Origin of the sequence: Pseudomonas sp. IT-P218 (genome assembly GCF_949767605.1) — a bacterium.
GTDB classification, from domain to species: Bacteria; Pseudomonadota; Gammaproteobacteria; order Pseudomonadales; family Pseudomonadaceae; genus Aquipseudomonas; species Aquipseudomonas putida_AE.
Genome location: NZ_CATKQQ010000044.1, coordinates 399236 through 415738 on the forward strand (window position 1 = coordinate 399236; position 16503 = coordinate 415738).

Sequence of the window (16503 nt, forward strand, 5' to 3'; positions counted from 1 at the left end):
TCCATAACCCGGCGAAATTCGTCTAACAAATGAGTTTGCTTGGCAGAAAACCTCAACGGACGCGCAGTTTTATCGACTTCAAATAACGTTAAAAAGGCAAAAGTAACAATTGCGACACAATTGGAAACAATCAATCAGAGGAGCTTCTCAGGAATAATTAACACAAGTAAATAGCAAGCATTATCATTCGCGCCGCTCTTGTTACACCCCTAAAAATCCTACGGATGCGTTCTTCAATGCCTGCCCCTTTTCGCCTTACGCCCTTCAGCCTTGGGCTTTCTGCTCTGATATCTGCCGGTTTTTCCTACGCTGCGCCTACCACCTTACCTGCCACCTCCATCAGCGCCGAAGCCGAGGCCGATGACCCTCGTGTGAAGGAAACGAATACGGCGACCCGCACCAACACGCCGGTGCGCTACGTGCCTCAAGCCATCGACTCGATCAAGACCGCCAACGTTGTCGATTACGGCACCAACGACCTGGGCAACGCACTCAGTGGCATCCCCAACGTCAGCAGCGGCGCCGACACCCGCTTCGACAGCCTGCGCATCCGTGGTTTTGACGCAAGCAACGACTTTTATCTCGATGGCATCCGTGACGACAGCCAATACGTGCGCGACCTGCACAACATCGAACGCATCGACGTGCTCAAAGGTCCGGCCGCCGTGTTGTACGGCCGCGGCAGCCAGGGCGGGATCGTCAACCGGGTGAGCAAACTTCCGGAGTTCGGCCGCCGCTCGACCCTCGAAGCCCAGGGCGGCAGCGATGATCTTCGCAGCCTGTATGCCGACCTTAGCAGCGATCCATCCGAGAACATCAGCCTGCGCCTGAATATGGGCAACATGGACCAGAACAGTTTCCGCGATGGCGTGAGTGGTAATCGCCAGTTGTTTGCACCCTCGATGAGCTGGCAGCTGACGCCGGACCTGAACTGGCTGGTGCAGTACGAATACAGCCGTTACAACCGTACGCCGGATCGCGGTGTCCCCGGGGTCAACGGCCGCCCGGCAGACGTCGGACGCGACACGACCTACGGCAGCGAGCACGATTTCATCGACGACAAGTCGCAATCGCTGCGCTCCAAGCTCACCTACGAGCTCAGCGACAACTGGCAACTGCGCCAGACCCTGGGCGTGTTCAAGCTCAACAGCGATTTCGACAACACCTACCTGACCGGCTACAACCCGACCACCAACCAGGTCACGCGCCAGCACTGGCAACAGGACCTGACCACCCGCAACGTCTACAACAACGTTGAACTGGAAGGCGGGTTCGATACCTTCGGCCTGGAACATCGCCTGCTGACCGGCATCGAGATCGGCAGCCAGCGGCGCGATCCGACCTTGTACACCGCCGCCACCTCAGGCCCGGGCAGTTCACCGGTGCCGCCGCTGGACCTGAACAACCCCAATCGGGATTTACGCCACACCGGTCGCATGCAGGTCTCCAGCAGCTCGCACACCGAGGTCGAAAGCCGTGCGGTGTATGTGCAGGATCAGCTGCAACTGAACGATCAATGGCAACTGCTCGCCGGCTTGCGTTACGACACGTTCGACATCGAGTCGACCAACAAGCTGCGGGACATTTCCGAAGACCGTGACAGCCACAGCACCAGCCCTCGCGTAGGGCTGGTGTGGACGCCGCTGCAGAATCATTCTTTCTATGCCTCCTGGTCGAAGACGTTTTCGCCGGTCGGCGGTGGTTTGATCGGCATCACTCCGGGTGCGGCCGGCAATACCAACGACCTGAGCCCGGAGCTGACCAGGCAGAAAGAAATCGGCGTGAAAAGCGACTGGCTCGACGATCGCCTGAGCACCACGCTGGCGATCTACGAACTGGAACTCTACAACCGCCGCACCAGTGATCCGAACAACCCGACCATTACCTTGCTGACCGGTAAACAACGTTCGCGTGGGATAGAGCTGACCGCCACCGGCAAGATCACCGGCAACTGGTATGTGCGCGGTGGCGTAGGTCTTCAGGACGCGACCATCGAGGAAGACAACAATGGCTTTGAAGGAAATCGCATCAGCAACGTGGCCAAGCGTAACGGCAGCCTGTTCGTGACCTGGAAACCTGAAATGGGCTGGTATGCCGAAACCGGGTTGACCCTGGTTGGCGATCGTTATGCCGACAACCTCAACACCACCGTGCTGCCGGGTTATGGCCGCTGGGATGCGTTGGCCGGGTTCAGGCAGAAGGATTGGGATCTGCGCGCGGCGCTGAACAACATCAGTGACAAGACGTATTACTCGTCGGCCACCAGTGCGGCGCAGATTCAGCCGGGTGAGCCGCGCAGCGTTGTGGTGACCGGGACTTACAGTTTCTAACACCATCACCCTGTAGGAGCTGGCTTGCCAGCGATGGGGCCATCACATTCAACATTGATGTTGAATGACCTACCGCTATCGCTGGCAAGCCAGCTCCTACAGGGGGGCGGGGTAATTTTCTACAACTTGCGCACCATAAAAAAAAGCGCTGCCATCCCGGCAGCGCTTTTGTTTTTTCAATCCGTTGTTTTTCTTCTTATCCTTCCATCACATCCCACAACGCATCCAGTTCCGCTTCGCTGAACAAGCCAGCGGGGTAGCGCTCGATCATCGTCCGGCGCGGATCACTTTGTGTGATCTGACGCGTTCCATTGGACTTTAACCAGTGCGCCAGGATCTGCAGCGACTCGCCATTAACTGCCAGGGGATGCAACGCCCGCTCACTTGCCACATTCACTTCGGCGTTCATTTCAACGCTCTCTCCCGGTTTTTGAGCGGCTAACTTATCCAAGGTTTATGACAGAACAACTAAGTTCTCCCCTCCCGGCATTACACCTTCGCAGATACAAGAGCTATGCCAAGGCGTGCGCGCTGTCGACAAGCGGATACAAAAAAGCCCGCATTCCTTAAGGGCTGCGGGCTTCCCACAAAGTTGCGCGCGAAAACGTTTGCCTCTCTGATTTCGCCACTAACTCAAGCTGTTACAACTGCACTCACTCTTTGTGCGGTGCTGGCTGTTGTTGGGTAAGGCAGTGAATGTTGCCGCCTCCCAGTAACAGTTCACGGCCAGGCACCATGACCACTTCATGCTGGGGGAACAGGTTCTGCAAAATTTCTTTTGCAGGACCATCGAGCGGGTCGTCGAAACTCGGGGCGATGATGCCGCCGTTGACGATCAGGAAGTTCACATACGAACCGGCCAGACGCACGCTCGGATTGCGTTCCTGGGTGCCATCCACCGGGTCGACACCTGCGCATTCTTCCTCGGTCGCATACAGCGGCCCTGGAATTGGCATCTTGTGCACCGTAAATGGGCGACCTTTGGCGTCGGTGCTGTTTTGCAGCACTTTCATCGCGGCCTGGCAGCGTGGGTAGTTCGGGTCCTGTGGATCGTCGGTCCACGCCAGCAGCACCTCTCCCGGACGCACGTAGCAGCAGAAGTTATCCACATGGCCGTCGGTTTCGTCGTTGAACAAGCCGTCCGGCAACCAGATGATCTTATCCACAGCCAGATGCGCGCTGAGCACCGCTTCGATTTCCGCACGGTTCAGGTGCGGGTTGCGGTTGCGGTTGAGCAGGCACTCTTCGGTGGTGATCAGCGTGCCTTCGCCATCGACATGGATCGAGCCGCCTTCAAGCACGAAGCCCTCGGTGCGGTAGCGTTGGCTGCGCTCGATCTCGAGGATCTTGCCGCCCACCTGCGAGTCGCGGTTCCACGGCGAATACAGGCCACCGTCAAAACCGCCCCACGAGTTGAAGTCCCAGTTCACGCCGCGGACTTCGCCGTTGTTGTTGATGACGAACGTCGGTCCTGTGTCCCGGACCCAGGCATCGTCGCTGGACATTTCGACCACGCGGATATTGGGTACGTCAAGGCGGGCACGGGCGTTTTCGTACTGGCCGGCGGACACCGCCACGGTGACCGGTTCGAAACGGGCGATGGCCTTGGCCACCGCCATGTGCGCGGCTTGCGCCGGCTTGCCGCCCAGGCGCCAGTTGTCCGGACGCTCGGGCCAGATCATCCAGGTCTGGGTTTGTGGTGCCCACTCGGCCGGCATGTAGAAGCCGTCTGCGCGAGGGGTGCTGCTCAAAGTGGTCATGTCGATCAGGACTCCAGGGAACCGTCGAGGGTTTTCAGCGCGCTGTACAGGTTCGGACGACGGTCACGGAACGAGCCCCACGCGCTACGGATGTGTTCCAGTTGGTCGAGGTCGAAGGTGTGAACCAGGATGCCTTCTTCGGTTTCGTTGAGTTCCTGCACCTTCTCGCCGAACTGGTTGGCGATGAACGACGAACCATAGAAGGTAATGTCGTAGCCGTCTTGTTCTTCGTTGCCGATGCGGTTACTGGCGATCAGCGGCATCAGGTTAGCGCCGGCGTGGCCCTGTTGCACGCGTTGCCAGTGATCACGGGACGAAATGGTCTTGTCGTGCGGCTCGCTGCCGATGGCGGTCGGGTAGAACAGGATTTCCGCGCCTTGCAACGCCATGCTGCGCGCAGCCTCGGGGAACCACTGGTCCCAGCAGATGCCCACGCCGATTTTCGCGTAGCGGGTGTTCCACACCTTGAAGCCGGTATCGCCCGGGTTGAAGTAGTACTTCTCGTGGTAGCCAGGGCCATCTGGAATGTGGCTTTTACGATAAATCCCGAGATTGCTGCCGTCGGCGTCGATGATCGCGATGCTGTTGAAACGCGCACGGCCTGCCAGTTCGTAGAAGCTGATCGGCAGCACTACTTGCAGTTCCCTGGCGACTTTCTGGAAGTGCTTGATGGCGACGTTGTCTTCGACCGTCGTCGCCAGTTGCAGGTAATCCGGGTTCGGCTTCTGGCAGAAGTACGGCGCTTCGAACAGTTCCTGGATCAGGATGATCTGCGCGCCCTTGGCGGCGGCTTCGCGGACCAGCCTTTCTGCGACCTCGATATTGCCTTCAAGGTCCCAGGAACAGGCCATCTGGGTGGCGGCGACGGTAACGTTACGGCTCATGAATCATCTCCGGGCAAGTGCGTGACGGTCGGGCATGGTTGCTCCACACCCTGGCATTGGCGACTTTATAGCCGATAAATATCGGCTTTAGAAGCGACAGATAAGCCATGCGTCTAAAATTTCACACTTAAACCCGATAACAATCGAATTAACACCACCACTCCCTGAAGGAGCGAGCTTGCTCGCGAAAGCGGTCAATCAGACAAGAATTCGTGGCTGACACGGCCTCTTCGCGAGCAAGCTCGCTCCTACAGTGAGTATGTGTTTACAGACCCTCCGCGAGCACCTTCGAGAGCATATCCACGAAGAAATCCACGCTCCGGCGCGTAGTGACCATCGGCGGCTTGATCTTCAGCACATTCAGGTAATCGCCAGTCGGTTGCATGAAGATCCCCAGCTCGCGCAAACGGTCGCACAACGCCGTGGTTTCCTCGGTGGCCGGCTCCAGGGTTTCACGGTTGCGGATCAACTCCACCCCCAGATAAAACCCGGAGCCATGCACCGCGCCGACCAACGGATGAATATCGATCAGCGCTTCAAGACGCTCCTTGAAATACCCGCCGACCACCTGGGCGTTTTCCCAGAGCTTTTCCTCTTCCATCACATCCAGCACCGCCATGCCGATCTGGCAACTGACCGGGCTGCCACCGGCGGACGAGAAGAAATAGCCCTCGGCCTCCAGCGCTTCGGCAATTTCCCGGCGGGTGATCACTGCACCCAGGGGCTGGCCGTTACCCATGCCCTTGGCCATGGTGATGATGTCCGGCACCACGCCCTGCTCTTCGAACCCCCAGAAGAAATCGCCCATGCGCCCGTAACCCACTTGCACTTCGTCGGCGATGCACACGCCGCCTTGGGCGCGGACCATTGCGTAAACCTGCTGCAAGTACCCCGGCGGCAGTGAAATACCACCGGCATTGCCGTACACAGGCTCGCAAATGAAACCGGCCAGTTGACGCTTTTGCTCGGCGATTTTCGCCAGGTTGTGTTCGACGCTGCGCACGTAGTCCGGCGTGCTGTCAGGGCCGCGGAATTCGCCGCGATAGGTATTCGGCGCGATCACCGGGTGCACCCAGTCCGGACGGCTGCTCAAGGCCTTGGGGTTGTCGGCGATCGAAGTCGAGACCGCATCCGCGCCTACCGTCCAGCCGTGATAGGCCTCCAGCACGCTGAGCATGTCGCGCCCGCCGCTGTAGGCCCACGCCAGGCGAATGGCCAGGTCGTTGGCCTCGCTGCCGCTGTTGACCAGGAACACCCTATCCATGCCCTCTGGCGACAGTTTCAGCAAACGCTCGGAGAATTCGGCCACCGCCGCATAGTTGAACCGCGAGTTGGTGTTGAGCAACGACCACTGACGGCTGGCAACCGCCGCCATGCGCGGGTGGCCGTGGCCGAGTACCGCGACGTTGTTGAGCATGTCGAGGTAGGAGCGGCCCTGCATGTCGATCAGGTGGTTGCGCCAGCCGCGTTCGATACGCGGCGGGTCGACGTAATAGTGTTTTTGCGTACGGGCGAAACTGGCGTCGCGCCGAGCCAGCAAGGTCTGCGAATCGAGTTCTTCCTGCGCATCGCAAGCCAGCCCCAGCAGCGTCGCCGGCGACGGGCAAAGCGCTTGCCAGGCGGCGGCGCGCGAAGGTGTGCAGAACAGTGGCGCACTGATCGACGCACCTCGGCACAACTGCACGATCAACGGCCCGCTGACCGAGCCCAGCACCTGGCCTTTTACCAGCGCCGCACCGCTGTGCAGCGATGGCATTACGCCCCACAACCGCACACTCAGTTGCGGACCATCCAGTTGCAGCACCCCGGCCATCGGCTGGTGCACCACCCCGGCAAACGGCGCTTCGACTGCCGTGCCATGGGGCACGCGCAACTCGACGTGCAAGGGACAAGTGTCCGGTTCGCCGGCAGTGTCCGGGCGCGTGCGCGACAACCGATATTGCCCATAACGACTGGCCGCCAGGCCGTGGGCAGCGGAGGCTTCGTCCAACAGGCGCTGATCGATGCCTTCCTGCTCCCAGTTACCGACCTCGAAATGCGGGCTGAGCACGCCCAGGTCGATCAACGCAAACTCGCGCCCCACCAGGCTCGGCAGCAGCGGTGCGAAACCGTCGCTGCCAATGTCCGGCAGGCGCTGTCCGACGGCCGACAGGATGGCCGCTTCCATCAGCGCCAACGGCACCGAGGTGGCCACACGGAAAATTTCCCACTCGTGGACCAGGTTGTCGCGGCTATAGGCATTGCCCGGATCGATGCTGACCTGCTGTTCGCCACTGAGCACCAGTACTGCCGCGCGGGCGACGATCAGCGGCCACAGCGCCAGCAGTTCTTCGTGTTGCAGCGGATTGACCGCGTGATAGGCCTGCACCGCCGGCAAAATGCAGAAGGGATCGCCTCCGCCATGATGCAGCAACGCGGCACAGGTCACCGACAGGTCGGTAATACGCCAGGTGCGGATCAGGTCGCCGAAATCGATCACGCCTTGCAACTGCCAATGGCGTTGCGCATCCCGCTGCCAGACCACGTTGTCGTCGGTGATGTCCATGTGAATGGCTTGCACGGGCAACTTGTCTTGCAGTGGCAACAAATGGCGCTCTGCCTGTTCGGACGCTTCAACGATCAGGCGGCGCTGGGTTTCATCCTTGATCACCGGCAGCAAATGGGCGATCAGCGCATGGGCGTGGCGCGCGTCCCACTGCAGGGTGCGCACCAGCCCCGGATGGTCAAAATCCGCCAGTGCGAGGTCCATTTCACCGCACAGCCGCCCGAAACCGGCCACCACCGTGCGATTGAAATGTTCGAGGTGCGTCAGCGATTGTCCTTCGATGTAATCCAGCAGACGCACATGCACCGCTTGGCCTGCGACCTCCAGGGACAACAGGTCCGCACCGTTTTTCGCCGCAATCACCCGCGGCACATGGACGTCAGGATGCTCAGCCAGGTGCTTGAGCCCGGCATGCTGGGCTTGCAGCTCGAGCGCCGAATAGTCGCCCCGGCAGATTTTCAGGACAAACCGCCCCTGATCGCTGTCGACGCGAAAATTCAGATCCTGCTGGCTGCCCAGGGGCTGTAATCTTGCGTTCAGCCCGTAATGCGCCTGCAGCAGCTCTAGCGCTTGCTCCGCTGACACTTGCGGGCTGGGCAAACTGGCGCGATGAATCAACGTGGCGAGCGGCATACAACGACCCCTGAAATTTTATTAGGCGCCTATATCGCCACTGCTCAAGGCGATACGCAACCCCCTTGAAACGGCTGGCAAGCGGCTGGATCGGTCAACTACCAAGAAAAAAACCACATGACACTCGCCCTTGCAGGCACTCTAGGCAAGAATGGCGACCATCAATGCCCATCGTTGGAGAAACCCATGAATGTTGTGACCACCGACCTGCCCGGTGTTTTGATCATCGAGCCCAAGGTTTTCGGTGACGAACGGGGGTTTTTCTACGAAAGTTTCAACGCCAAGGCTTTCAAGGAAGCCACTGGCCTGAATACGCAATTCATTCAGGACAACCATTCGCGCTCGCAACAAGGCGTGCTGCGCGGGCTGCATTACCAACTGGAGAACACCCAGGACAAGCTGGTTCGGGCCTGCGCCGGGGAAATTCTTGATGTCGCCGTCGACGTGCGGCGCAGCTCGCCGCATTTCGGCAAATGGGTGGCCGTACGCCTTTCTGCGCAGAACAATCGCCAGCTGTGGATCCCCAAGGGTTTCGCCCACGGTTTCCTGGTGTTGAGTGATTTCGCCGAGGTTCTCTACAAAACCACCGAGTACTACAACCCGGTGGCCGAGCGCAGCATTCGTTGGGACGATCCGGACCTGGCCATCGAGTGGCCGCCGCTGGATACAGCGCCGCAACTGTCGGCCAGGGATCAGGCCGCCGCATTCTTCAAGGACGCCGACGTCTTCGACTGAAACGGCGGCGCCCGTTTCAGCGCGCAGACTGCGTCGGCAAGCCTAGGCATAATGCACCTGTACCCACAGGCGCTCGATGCTCATGACTCCGACCCTTCCCCGCAGACCCCGCTGGCGCAGCCTGGCCCTGCTCGCGTTGTGCCTGGCGCCCTTGCTGTGGCCGCTGGAGCATCTGGCCGAGCGCTATTACCGCAGCGAACTGGCCGGGCAGAATCGCCAGACCCTCGATCTCTACGTCGCCAACCTGCTGGGCACCCTGCATCGTTATGAAGTATTGCCGCAGATCCTCGGCGACCTGCCAGCCCTGCGCGCCGTGCTTGGCGCGCCGGACGATGGCGTCACCCAGGGCAACGCCAACCGTCTGCTGAAAAACATCAGCACCCAGACCGGCGCCGAAGTCATGTACCTGATGGACACCTCGGGCAAGACCCTGGCCGCCTCCAACTGGGATAAGCACGACAGCTTCGTCGGTCGTAACTTTGCCTTCCGGCCGTACTTCAGCGAAGCCATGGCCGGTCGACTCGGACGTTTTTTCGGCCTGGGCACCACGTCCGCCAAACGTGGCTACTTCTTCGCCGCTGCCGTGCGCGAGGGCGAGAAAATCACCGGCGTGCTGGTGGTCAAGGTCGACCTCGACCACACCGAAAGCCTGTGGGGCAAAACCCCGGAGCAACTGCTGCTGACCGATCACAACGGCGTGGTCATCCTCACCTCGCGGCCCGAATGGCGCTTTCGTTCGACCCGTGAGTTGAGCGAAGAAGAGCGCAAGGCAATCACCGCGATCCAGCCCTACCCCACCCGCGAACCCAAGCCGCTGAAGCTCAATCCCAACGCCTGGTTGACCCAGACCCAGGCGATCGCGGAAACCGGCTGGAACGTCAGCATCCTCGCCCCGCGCACCCTGATAGATCGCCCGGTGCGCACGGTGCTCGCCATCGGTGGCGCGACGCTGCTGGTGTTGATGCTGTTGCTCGGCCTGATGATGCAACGCCGCCGCCACTACCTGGAACGGATCGCCTTCGAAGCCAAGGCCCGGCGCGAACTGGAAGGCCGGGTGGCCGAGCGCACCAGTGATCTTGAGGGCCTCAACCGTCGACTCAAACAGGAAGTGCTGGAACGCGAACAGGCCCAGCAAGAACTGGTTCGCGCCCAGGATGACCTGGTGCAGGCCGGCAAGCTGTCGGCCCTGGGCACGATGTCGGCAAGCATCAGCCACGAACTCAACCAACCCTTGGCGGCCATCCGCAGCTACGCGGAAAACGCCGAAGTGCTGCTCGACCACCAGCGCACCGACGATGCCCGCGGCAATCTCAAGCTGATCAGCGAATTGACCGGACGCATGGCGTCGATCATTGCTCACCTGCGCGCCTTTGCCCGGCGCGATCGCCATGCCCCGGAGAGCGTCGCCCTGCAACCGGCGCTGGACGATGCCCTGGCCTTGCTGGCCAAGCGTCGGCGCAGCATGGAAGTCGAACTGATCCGCGACTTGCCCGCCGCCACTTTGTGGGTAGAGGCCGGAGAAACCCGCCTGCGCCAGGTGCTGGGCAACCTGCTGGCCAACGCCCTGGATGCCCTGACGGAAAAAGGCCCGCCGCGAAAACTCTGGTTGAGTGCCCAATCCACGGCCGATGGCGTCAACCTGTACATTCGCGACAACGGCCCCGGTTTCTGCCTGGAGGCCCTCGGCCGCGCCAGCGAGCCCTTCTACACCACCAAGACCCGCACCCAGGGCCTTGGATTGGGGCTGGCGATCTGCGAGACCCTGATGCGCGCCTTCGGCGGCGAACTGTCGTTCGCCAACCACAAGGAAGGCGGCGCCCTGATTACCCTGAAACTGCGCGCAGGCGCACCGGGTGTGAGCCTGCAACCGTCCGAGGACCGAAGTGCATGACCATCGACAACCGCATCCAGGTCGTGTTGATCGACGACGATCCCCATCTGCGCCAGGCCTTGAGCCAGACCCTTGACCTGGCCGGCCTGAAGATTCTGCCGCTGGCAGAAGCCAAGGGCCTGGCCGCGCAACTGGAGCGCGACTGGCCGGGCGTGGTCGTCAGCGATATCCGCATGCCGGGCATGGACGGCATCGAACTGCTGACCGAACTCCACGCCCAGGACCCGGAACTGCCGGTGCTGCTGATCACCGGCCACGGCGATGTGCCGCTGGCGGTGCAAGCCATGCGAGCCGGGGCTTATGACTTTCTGGAAAAACCCTTCGCCAGCGACGCCCTGCTCGACAGCGTTCGCCGCGCCCTGGCCCTGCGCCGACTGGTGCTGGACAACCGCAGCCTGCGCCTGGCCCTGAGCGATCGCAATGAATTGAGCACACGCCTGGTCGGACACTCGCCCTCGATGCTGCGCCTGCGCGAGCAAATCGGCGCCTTGGCGGCGACCCGGGCAGACGTGTTGATCCTCGGTGAGACCGGGGCCGGCAAAGAAGTGGTGGCCCGCGCGCTGCATGACCTGTCGAATCGGCGCAATGGTCCGTTCGTGGCGATCAACGCCGGGGCGCTGGCCGAGTCGGTGGTCGAAAGCGAGTTGTTCGGCCACGAGCCAGGCGCTTTCACCGGTGCGCAGAAACGCCGCATCGGCAAGTTCGAGTTTGCCAACGGCGGCACGCTGTTTCTCGATGAGATCGAAAGCATGAGCCTGGACGTCCAGGTGAAATTGCTGCGCTTGCTGCAGGAGCGGGTGGTCGAACGTCTGGGCGGCAATCAACTGATCCCGCTGGACATCCGCATCATCGCCGCCACCAAGGAAGACCTGCGTCAGGCCGCCGATCAGGGGCGCTTCCGCGCCGACCTGTACTATCGCCTGAACGTCGCGCCCCTGCGCATTCCGCCACTGCGCGAACGCGGTGAAGATGCGCTGATGCTGTTCCAGCATTTCGCCGATGAAGCCAGCGCCCGCCACGGCTTGCCGCCGCATGAACTGCAACCCGGGCAACGCGCCCTGCTGTTGCGCCACACTTGGCCTGGCAACGTGCGCGAACTGCAAAATGCGGCCGAACGCTTCGCCCTGGGCCTGGAACTGGCGCTGGATAACAACGAGGTGCAAGGCTCGGTTGGCACGACGGTAGACATGGTCAGCGGCGGGTTGAGCGAGCAGGTGGAAAACTTCGAAAAAACCCTGATTGCCGCGGAACTGGCGCGCTCGCACAGCTCGGTACGCAGCGTCGCCGAGGCGCTTGGCATTCCACGCAAGACCTTGCATGACAAATTGCGCAAGCACGGCCTGAGCTTTGCCGACAGCGGCACCTCCACCCATGGCGACGACCTCGATTGAGCTGCCGCCCACTCATCCACTACAAACAAGAGGCCCCTGAATGAGCCGCGACAGTCGTCAACTGGAATCCGTCCTCCACCACGACATTCCCCTCACCCGGGACATGGGCCTCAAGGTGCTCGACTGGCACGATCAGCAACTGCGCCTGTACTTGCCGCTGGACGCCAACGTCAACCACAAGAGCACCATGTTCGGCGGCAGCCTGTATTGCGGCGCGGTACTGGCCGGTTGGGGCTGGCTGCATTTACGCCTGAAAGAAGAAGGGATAAGCGACGGGCACATCGTTATTCAGGAAGGGCAGATCAACTACCCGCTGCCAGTGACAGGCGATGCACACGCCATTTGCCAGGCGCCGAGTGCGCAGGTGTGGAAGAAATTCCTGGCGATGTATCAGCGGTACGGACGGGCGCGATTGAGCCTGCATACGCGAGTGGTGAATGCGGGTAGCGATGAGGATGCGGTGAAGTTTGTCGGGCAGTACGTTTTGCACCGTTGATGCGCCGATCGATGCAATGCGGTGAGTCAGACACACCGCGTTGCATGGATCGCCAGCAAGCCGGCTCCTACAGGTTGGCCAGCGCCAACAATTGTTCCCGCCACGCTGCCTTGGCCGGCAGTGCCAGGAAAAATTCGTTTAGCAGCGATTCTCGCGCCGGATAACAGAACGGCGCACCCTTCAAGTCGAGCACCTCGCCACCCGCCCCTTCAAGCACGCCTTGAGCCGCTGCTGTATCCCACTGCGAAGTCGGCGCCAGGCGTGGATAACAATCCGCCGCCCCCTCGGCCAACAGGCAGAACTTCAGAGAACTGCCGATGTTGGCCAGTTCCAGTTCTCCCAGGCTGGCGCTCAACCCAGCCAGCAAGCGTTCCTGCTCTGGACTGGAATGGCGACGGCTGGCAACCACGGTGAACGGCTGACCGGGGGCCGGAACATCACGCACCGCAATCGCCACGGGCGTGCCACCTTGATCGCCACGCCACGCGCCGAACCCGGCACCACCGACATAGAAACGCCCGTTGGTCGGCATCGACACCACGCCAAATACCACGCGCCCCTGCTCGATCAACGCGATGTTGACGGTGAACTCTTCGCTGCCGGAAATGAATTCCTTGGTGCCGTCCAGCGGGTCCACCAGCCACCAGCGCTGCCATCCGGCGCGTACGCTCTGGGGGATGTTGGCGTCTTCCTCGGACAGCACCGGGATGCTCGGATCGAGTGCCGTCAGCCCGGCCAGGATCAGATGGTGAGCGGCCAGGTCTGCGGCCGTCACGGGTGAATCATCCGCCTTGGCGGTCACCTGCGTGCCGGTGCGCCAAAATGGCAGGATCGCATCGCCGGCCTGCAACGCCAGCTCGACCACCGGCGCCATCAATGGGTGGGGAAAATTCATGGCTGGAACACCCCGCGCTGGGTCAACAGGTCACGGGCCAGGTACAAGGCTGCCAAGGCCCGGCCTTCGGTGAACTTCGGGTTCTGCGCCAGCGCCGACAACTCGCGCAGGTTGACCTTGTCCACGCCCATCGGCTCAGGTTCGTCACCTTCCAGGCGTTCTTCGTACAGGTCAGTGGCCAAGACCACCTGGATTTTCTGGCTCATGTAACCGGGGGACAGCGACAGCTCGGTCAAATGCTCAAGCTGTCGCGCGCCAAAACCGGCTTCTTCCTTGAGCTCGCGCTCGGCTGCCGCCAGAACGTCCTCACCTGGCTCGATCAAGCCTTTGGGCAGCGAGAATTCGTATTCATCGGTACCACCGCAGTATTCCTCGACCAGGACAGCATGGTCCGCATCGAGCATCGCCACGATCATCACGGCGCCATAACCTGCACCCTTGCCGACCAGCCGCTCATAGGTGCGCTCCACGCCATTGGAAAAACGCAGCTTCAGTTCCTCGACGCAGAACAAACGGCTGGTGGCGACAATCTCGCGGGCGAGGATGGTGGGTTTCTGGCGCATGAGCGGCTCCTGGGCGATAGCGGGTTACTATACCCGGCCTATCCTGTTTGTTGTCCCCGGATACCTTTTTTTACCGCTGGAGAAGTTTTTATGTCCCTGCTGCCCTGGCGCGATATCGATACCGTTCTGCTGGACATGGACGGCACGCTGCTGGACCTGCACTTCGACAACCATTTCTGGCTGGAGCACCTGCCAAAGCGCTATGCCGAATGGCACGGAGTGAGTCGGGCCATGGCCGATATGGAACTGCAGCCCCTGTTTGAACGCAATGCCGGCCAGCTGCAGTGGTACTGCCTGGATTTCTGGAGTGCCGAACTGAAGCTGCCGGTGCGCGAGCTGAAACTGGAAACCGCTCATCTGATCGCCCTGCGCCCGGATGCGGACACCTTCCTGGCAGCGATCAAGCGTGCAGGCAAACGCGTGGTGCTGATCACCAACGCACACCGCGATTCGCTGTCCTTGAAGCTGGAAAGAATCGAACTGGCACCCTATTTCGAGCGCCTGATCAGCTCCCACGATTACGGTTTCCCCAAGGAAAACCCGCAGTTCTGGGATGCCTTGCAGGCCGACATCGACTTCGACCCGGCGCGCAGCCTGTTTATCGACGATACCTTGCCGATCCTGCGCAGTGCGCGAGATTTTGGTGTGGGGCATTTGCTGGCCGTGAAAGAGCCGGACAGCCAAAAGGGGCCCAAGGACACCGCTGAATTTGCCGCAGTGGGTGATTATCGGGATTTGATAACCGGCCTTTGATTCCCTGTAGGAGCTGCCGAAGGCTGCGATCTTTTGACTGTGATCTTTAAAAACAAGATCAAAAGATCGCAGCCTGCGGCAGCTCCTACAGAGCCTCACATTATTCGGGAATCCGCAACGATTGCCCCGGATAGATCTTGTTCACATCCTTGAGCATGGGTTTGTTGGCCTCGAAGATTTTGTTGTACAGGTTGGCATTGCCATACACGCGCAAGGAAATGGCACTCAGGGTGTCGCCCTTCTCGACCACGACAAACTTCGCCGCCACGACCACAGGTCCAGTAACAGTGATCTCGTCTTCAACACCGCTGACACCTGCCACATTGCCCAGGGCCAGGAGGATTTTCTCCTTCTCTTCCTGCGTATTCGCTTCGCCGCTGGCGATGACCTTATCGCCCTCGACCTTGACCTGAATCTTGGAAGTGTCGATCCCCGTCAACGCACTCTGCACATGCTTGGTCAACGCCTCGCTGTTGGCTTCGGCTTTGTCCGGCGTCAACGCATCGAGGATTTTTTCACCGGCTTCTTTTAGAAAACTGAACAGGCTCATTGTTTCGCTCTCCTTGGGTTTCGGGTTCCAGACGCAAAAGCCTAGACCACGGCAGTCATTTGCCAATCCAAACCGACCAATGACGCCGCTTGCGATAGAATCGCCCCTTCCCGCCTCCAGGAACGAAGATGGACATCAAGCAGCTGAAATTCCTCATCGCTCTGGACGAAACCCGCCATTTCGGCCAGGCCGCCGCGCGCTGCCACATTACCCAGCCGACCCTGTCCATGCGCCTGCGCAGCCTCGAAGAAGAACTCGACCTGCCGCTGGTCAATCGCGGCCAGCGCTTCGAAGGCTTCACTGCACCTGGCGAGCGGGTGCTGGCTTGGGCGCGCACCGTTCTGGCGGCCTATGATGGCCTGTACGCCGAGGCGGCCGCCTGTCGCGGTAACCTGGTCGGCACCCTGCGCCTGGGCGTGGTGCCGCTGTCGAGCTTCGATCCCTTGCCGCTGCTGCAACGCCTGCACACGGAACACCCGAACCTGCGCTTCGAACTCTCGGCACTGAGTTCCGAGCAGATCCTCGAACAACTGGCGAACAATCGCCTGGACCTCGGCGTGTCCTACCTCGAACGCCTGGATGCCGAGCGCTTCGATTCCCTGACCTTCAGTGAAACCCGCATGGGCCTGCTCTACGATCAGCGTTTCTTTACCTTTGGCGATACACCGCTGAGTTGGGAGTCGCTGATCGAATTACCGCTGGGCATGCTCACCAGCGGCATGCACTTTCGCCAGTCCATCGACCACAACTTCCATAGTCGAGGGCTCAACCCGCAGCCTTTGTTGCAAACCGATGCCGTTCATCAACTGTTACAAGCTGTGCACGGTGGCTTGTGCTGCGCGGTGATGCCGTTGGACGGAGGCCTGGAAGGACTGACCGATCATTTGCGCCTGCAACCGATCGAAAACGCCCAGACCCTTGGCCGGCTGGGGCTGATCATGCGTCGCAGCGCGCCACGCTCGGCTCTGGCGGAGGCCTGTTTTGCGCTTTATCAGCAATCGTTGATCGGCGCTTGATCGACGGCATCTATCGGCAGATCAGTAATAGCGATTAGACGTGACAAGTTGCCGCGCCTAG

General features: G+C 60.8%; 14 protein-coding genes. 7 read left to right on the forward strand and 7 right to left on the reverse strand.

Going from position 1 to position 16503, the window contains the following annotated elements; all coding sequences use genetic code 11:
- The first annotated feature begins 236 nt into the window (after nt 1-236).
- On the forward strand, nt 237-2330 hold the full coding sequence (locus ACM6I6_RS22195) for a TonB-dependent receptor (RefSeq protein ID WP_406591947.1): 2094 nt from the start codon (nt 237-239) through the stop codon (nt 2328-2330).
- A gap of 196 nt (nt 2331-2526) precedes the next feature.
- On the opposite strand, the gene ACM6I6_RS22200 is transcribed toward ACM6I6_RS22195, so the two are convergent.
- The 4 genes from ACM6I6_RS22200 to ACM6I6_RS22215 form a co-directional block, all read right to left on the reverse strand.
- Complete coding sequence (locus ACM6I6_RS22200) at nt 2527-2739, reverse strand: hypothetical protein (RefSeq protein ID WP_274075112.1); 213 nt, start codon at nt 2737-2739, stop codon at nt 2527-2529.
- Between the two features lie 244 nt (nt 2740-2983).
- Nucleotides 2984-4090, reverse strand: coding sequence for an agmatine deiminase (aguA, locus tag ACM6I6_RS22205; RefSeq protein ID WP_323606535.1), 1107 nt, complete (start codon nt 4088-4090; stop codon nt 2984-2986).
- 5 nt (nt 4091-4095) lie between these two features.
- Nucleotides 4096-4974 carry an N-carbamoylputrescine amidase gene (aguB, locus tag ACM6I6_RS22210; RefSeq protein ID WP_046815314.1) on the reverse strand — a complete coding sequence of 293 codons (879 nt, stop codon included), beginning with the start codon at nt 4972-4974 and terminating at the stop codon, nt 4096-4098.
- Nucleotides 4975-5239: 265 nt separating this feature from the next.
- A complete protein-coding gene (locus tag ACM6I6_RS22215; protein WP_414920712.1) occupies nt 5240-8152 on the reverse strand; it encodes an aminotransferase in 2913 nt (970 codons plus the stop codon).
- 186 nt (nt 8153-8338) lie between these two features.
- Between ACM6I6_RS22215 and rfbC the strand changes: the two genes are divergently transcribed.
- From rfbC to ACM6I6_RS22235, 4 genes are all read left to right on the forward strand, one after another.
- Nucleotides 8339-8887, forward strand: coding sequence for a dTDP-4-dehydrorhamnose 3,5-epimerase (gene rfbC, locus ACM6I6_RS22220; RefSeq protein WP_274075109.1), 549 nt, complete (start codon nt 8339-8341; stop codon nt 8885-8887).
- 82 nt (nt 8888-8969) lie between these two features.
- Entirely contained in the window at nt 8970-10778 is a 1809-nt protein-coding gene (locus ACM6I6_RS22225; protein WP_414920713.1) for a sensor histidine kinase, read from the forward strand.
- Nucleotides 10775-12169 (forward strand): sigma-54-dependent transcriptional regulator, encoded by a 1395-nt coding sequence (locus ACM6I6_RS22230; protein WP_274075107.1) that lies wholly within the window; start codon nt 10775-10777, stop codon nt 12167-12169. The genes ACM6I6_RS22225 and ACM6I6_RS22230 overlap by 4 nt, the downstream gene beginning before the upstream one ends.
- Nucleotides 12170-12209: 40 nt before the next feature.
- The gene (locus tag ACM6I6_RS22235) at nt 12210-12665 is read left to right on the forward strand and encodes a YiiD C-terminal domain-containing protein (RefSeq protein ID WP_274075106.1); all 456 of its coding nucleotides are present in this window, start codon (nt 12210-12212) and stop codon (nt 12663-12665) included.
- A 67-nt stretch (nt 12666-12732) separates the two neighbouring features.
- On the opposite strand, the gene cysQ is transcribed toward ACM6I6_RS22235, so the two are convergent.
- A complete protein-coding gene (cysQ, locus tag ACM6I6_RS22240; protein ID WP_406591951.1) occupies nt 12733-13560 on the reverse strand; it encodes a 3'(2'),5'-bisphosphate nucleotidase CysQ in 828 nt (275 codons plus the stop codon).
- Nucleotides 13557-14123, reverse strand: coding sequence for an ADP compounds hydrolase NudE (nudE, locus tag ACM6I6_RS22245; protein ID WP_274075104.1), 567 nt, complete (start codon nt 14121-14123; stop codon nt 13557-13559). Before nudE ends, cysQ begins: the two co-directional genes overlap by 4 nt.
- 90 nt (nt 14124-14213) lie before the next feature.
- Here nudE and yrfG point away from each other — a divergent pair, with 90 nt between their 5' ends.
- Nucleotides 14214-14876 carry a GMP/IMP nucleotidase gene (gene yrfG / locus ACM6I6_RS22250; RefSeq protein ID WP_274075103.1) on the forward strand — a complete coding sequence of 221 codons (663 nt, stop codon included), beginning with the start codon at nt 14214-14216 and terminating at the stop codon, nt 14874-14876.
- Nucleotides 14877-14976: 100 nt separating this feature from the next.
- Here the strand turns inward: yrfG and lysM are convergent, their stop codons facing one another.
- On the reverse strand, nt 14977-15426 hold the full coding sequence (gene lysM, locus ACM6I6_RS22255; protein ID WP_274075102.1) for a peptidoglycan-binding protein LysM: 450 nt from the start codon (nt 15424-15426) through the stop codon (nt 14977-14979).
- 128 nt (nt 15427-15554) lie between these two features.
- Here lysM and ACM6I6_RS22260 point away from each other — a divergent pair, with 128 nt between their 5' ends.
- Nucleotides 15555-16442 (forward strand): LysR family transcriptional regulator, encoded by an 888-nt coding sequence (locus tag ACM6I6_RS22260; RefSeq protein WP_323606539.1) that lies wholly within the window; start codon nt 15555-15557, stop codon nt 16440-16442.
- Nucleotides 16443-16503 lie beyond the last annotated feature (61 nt).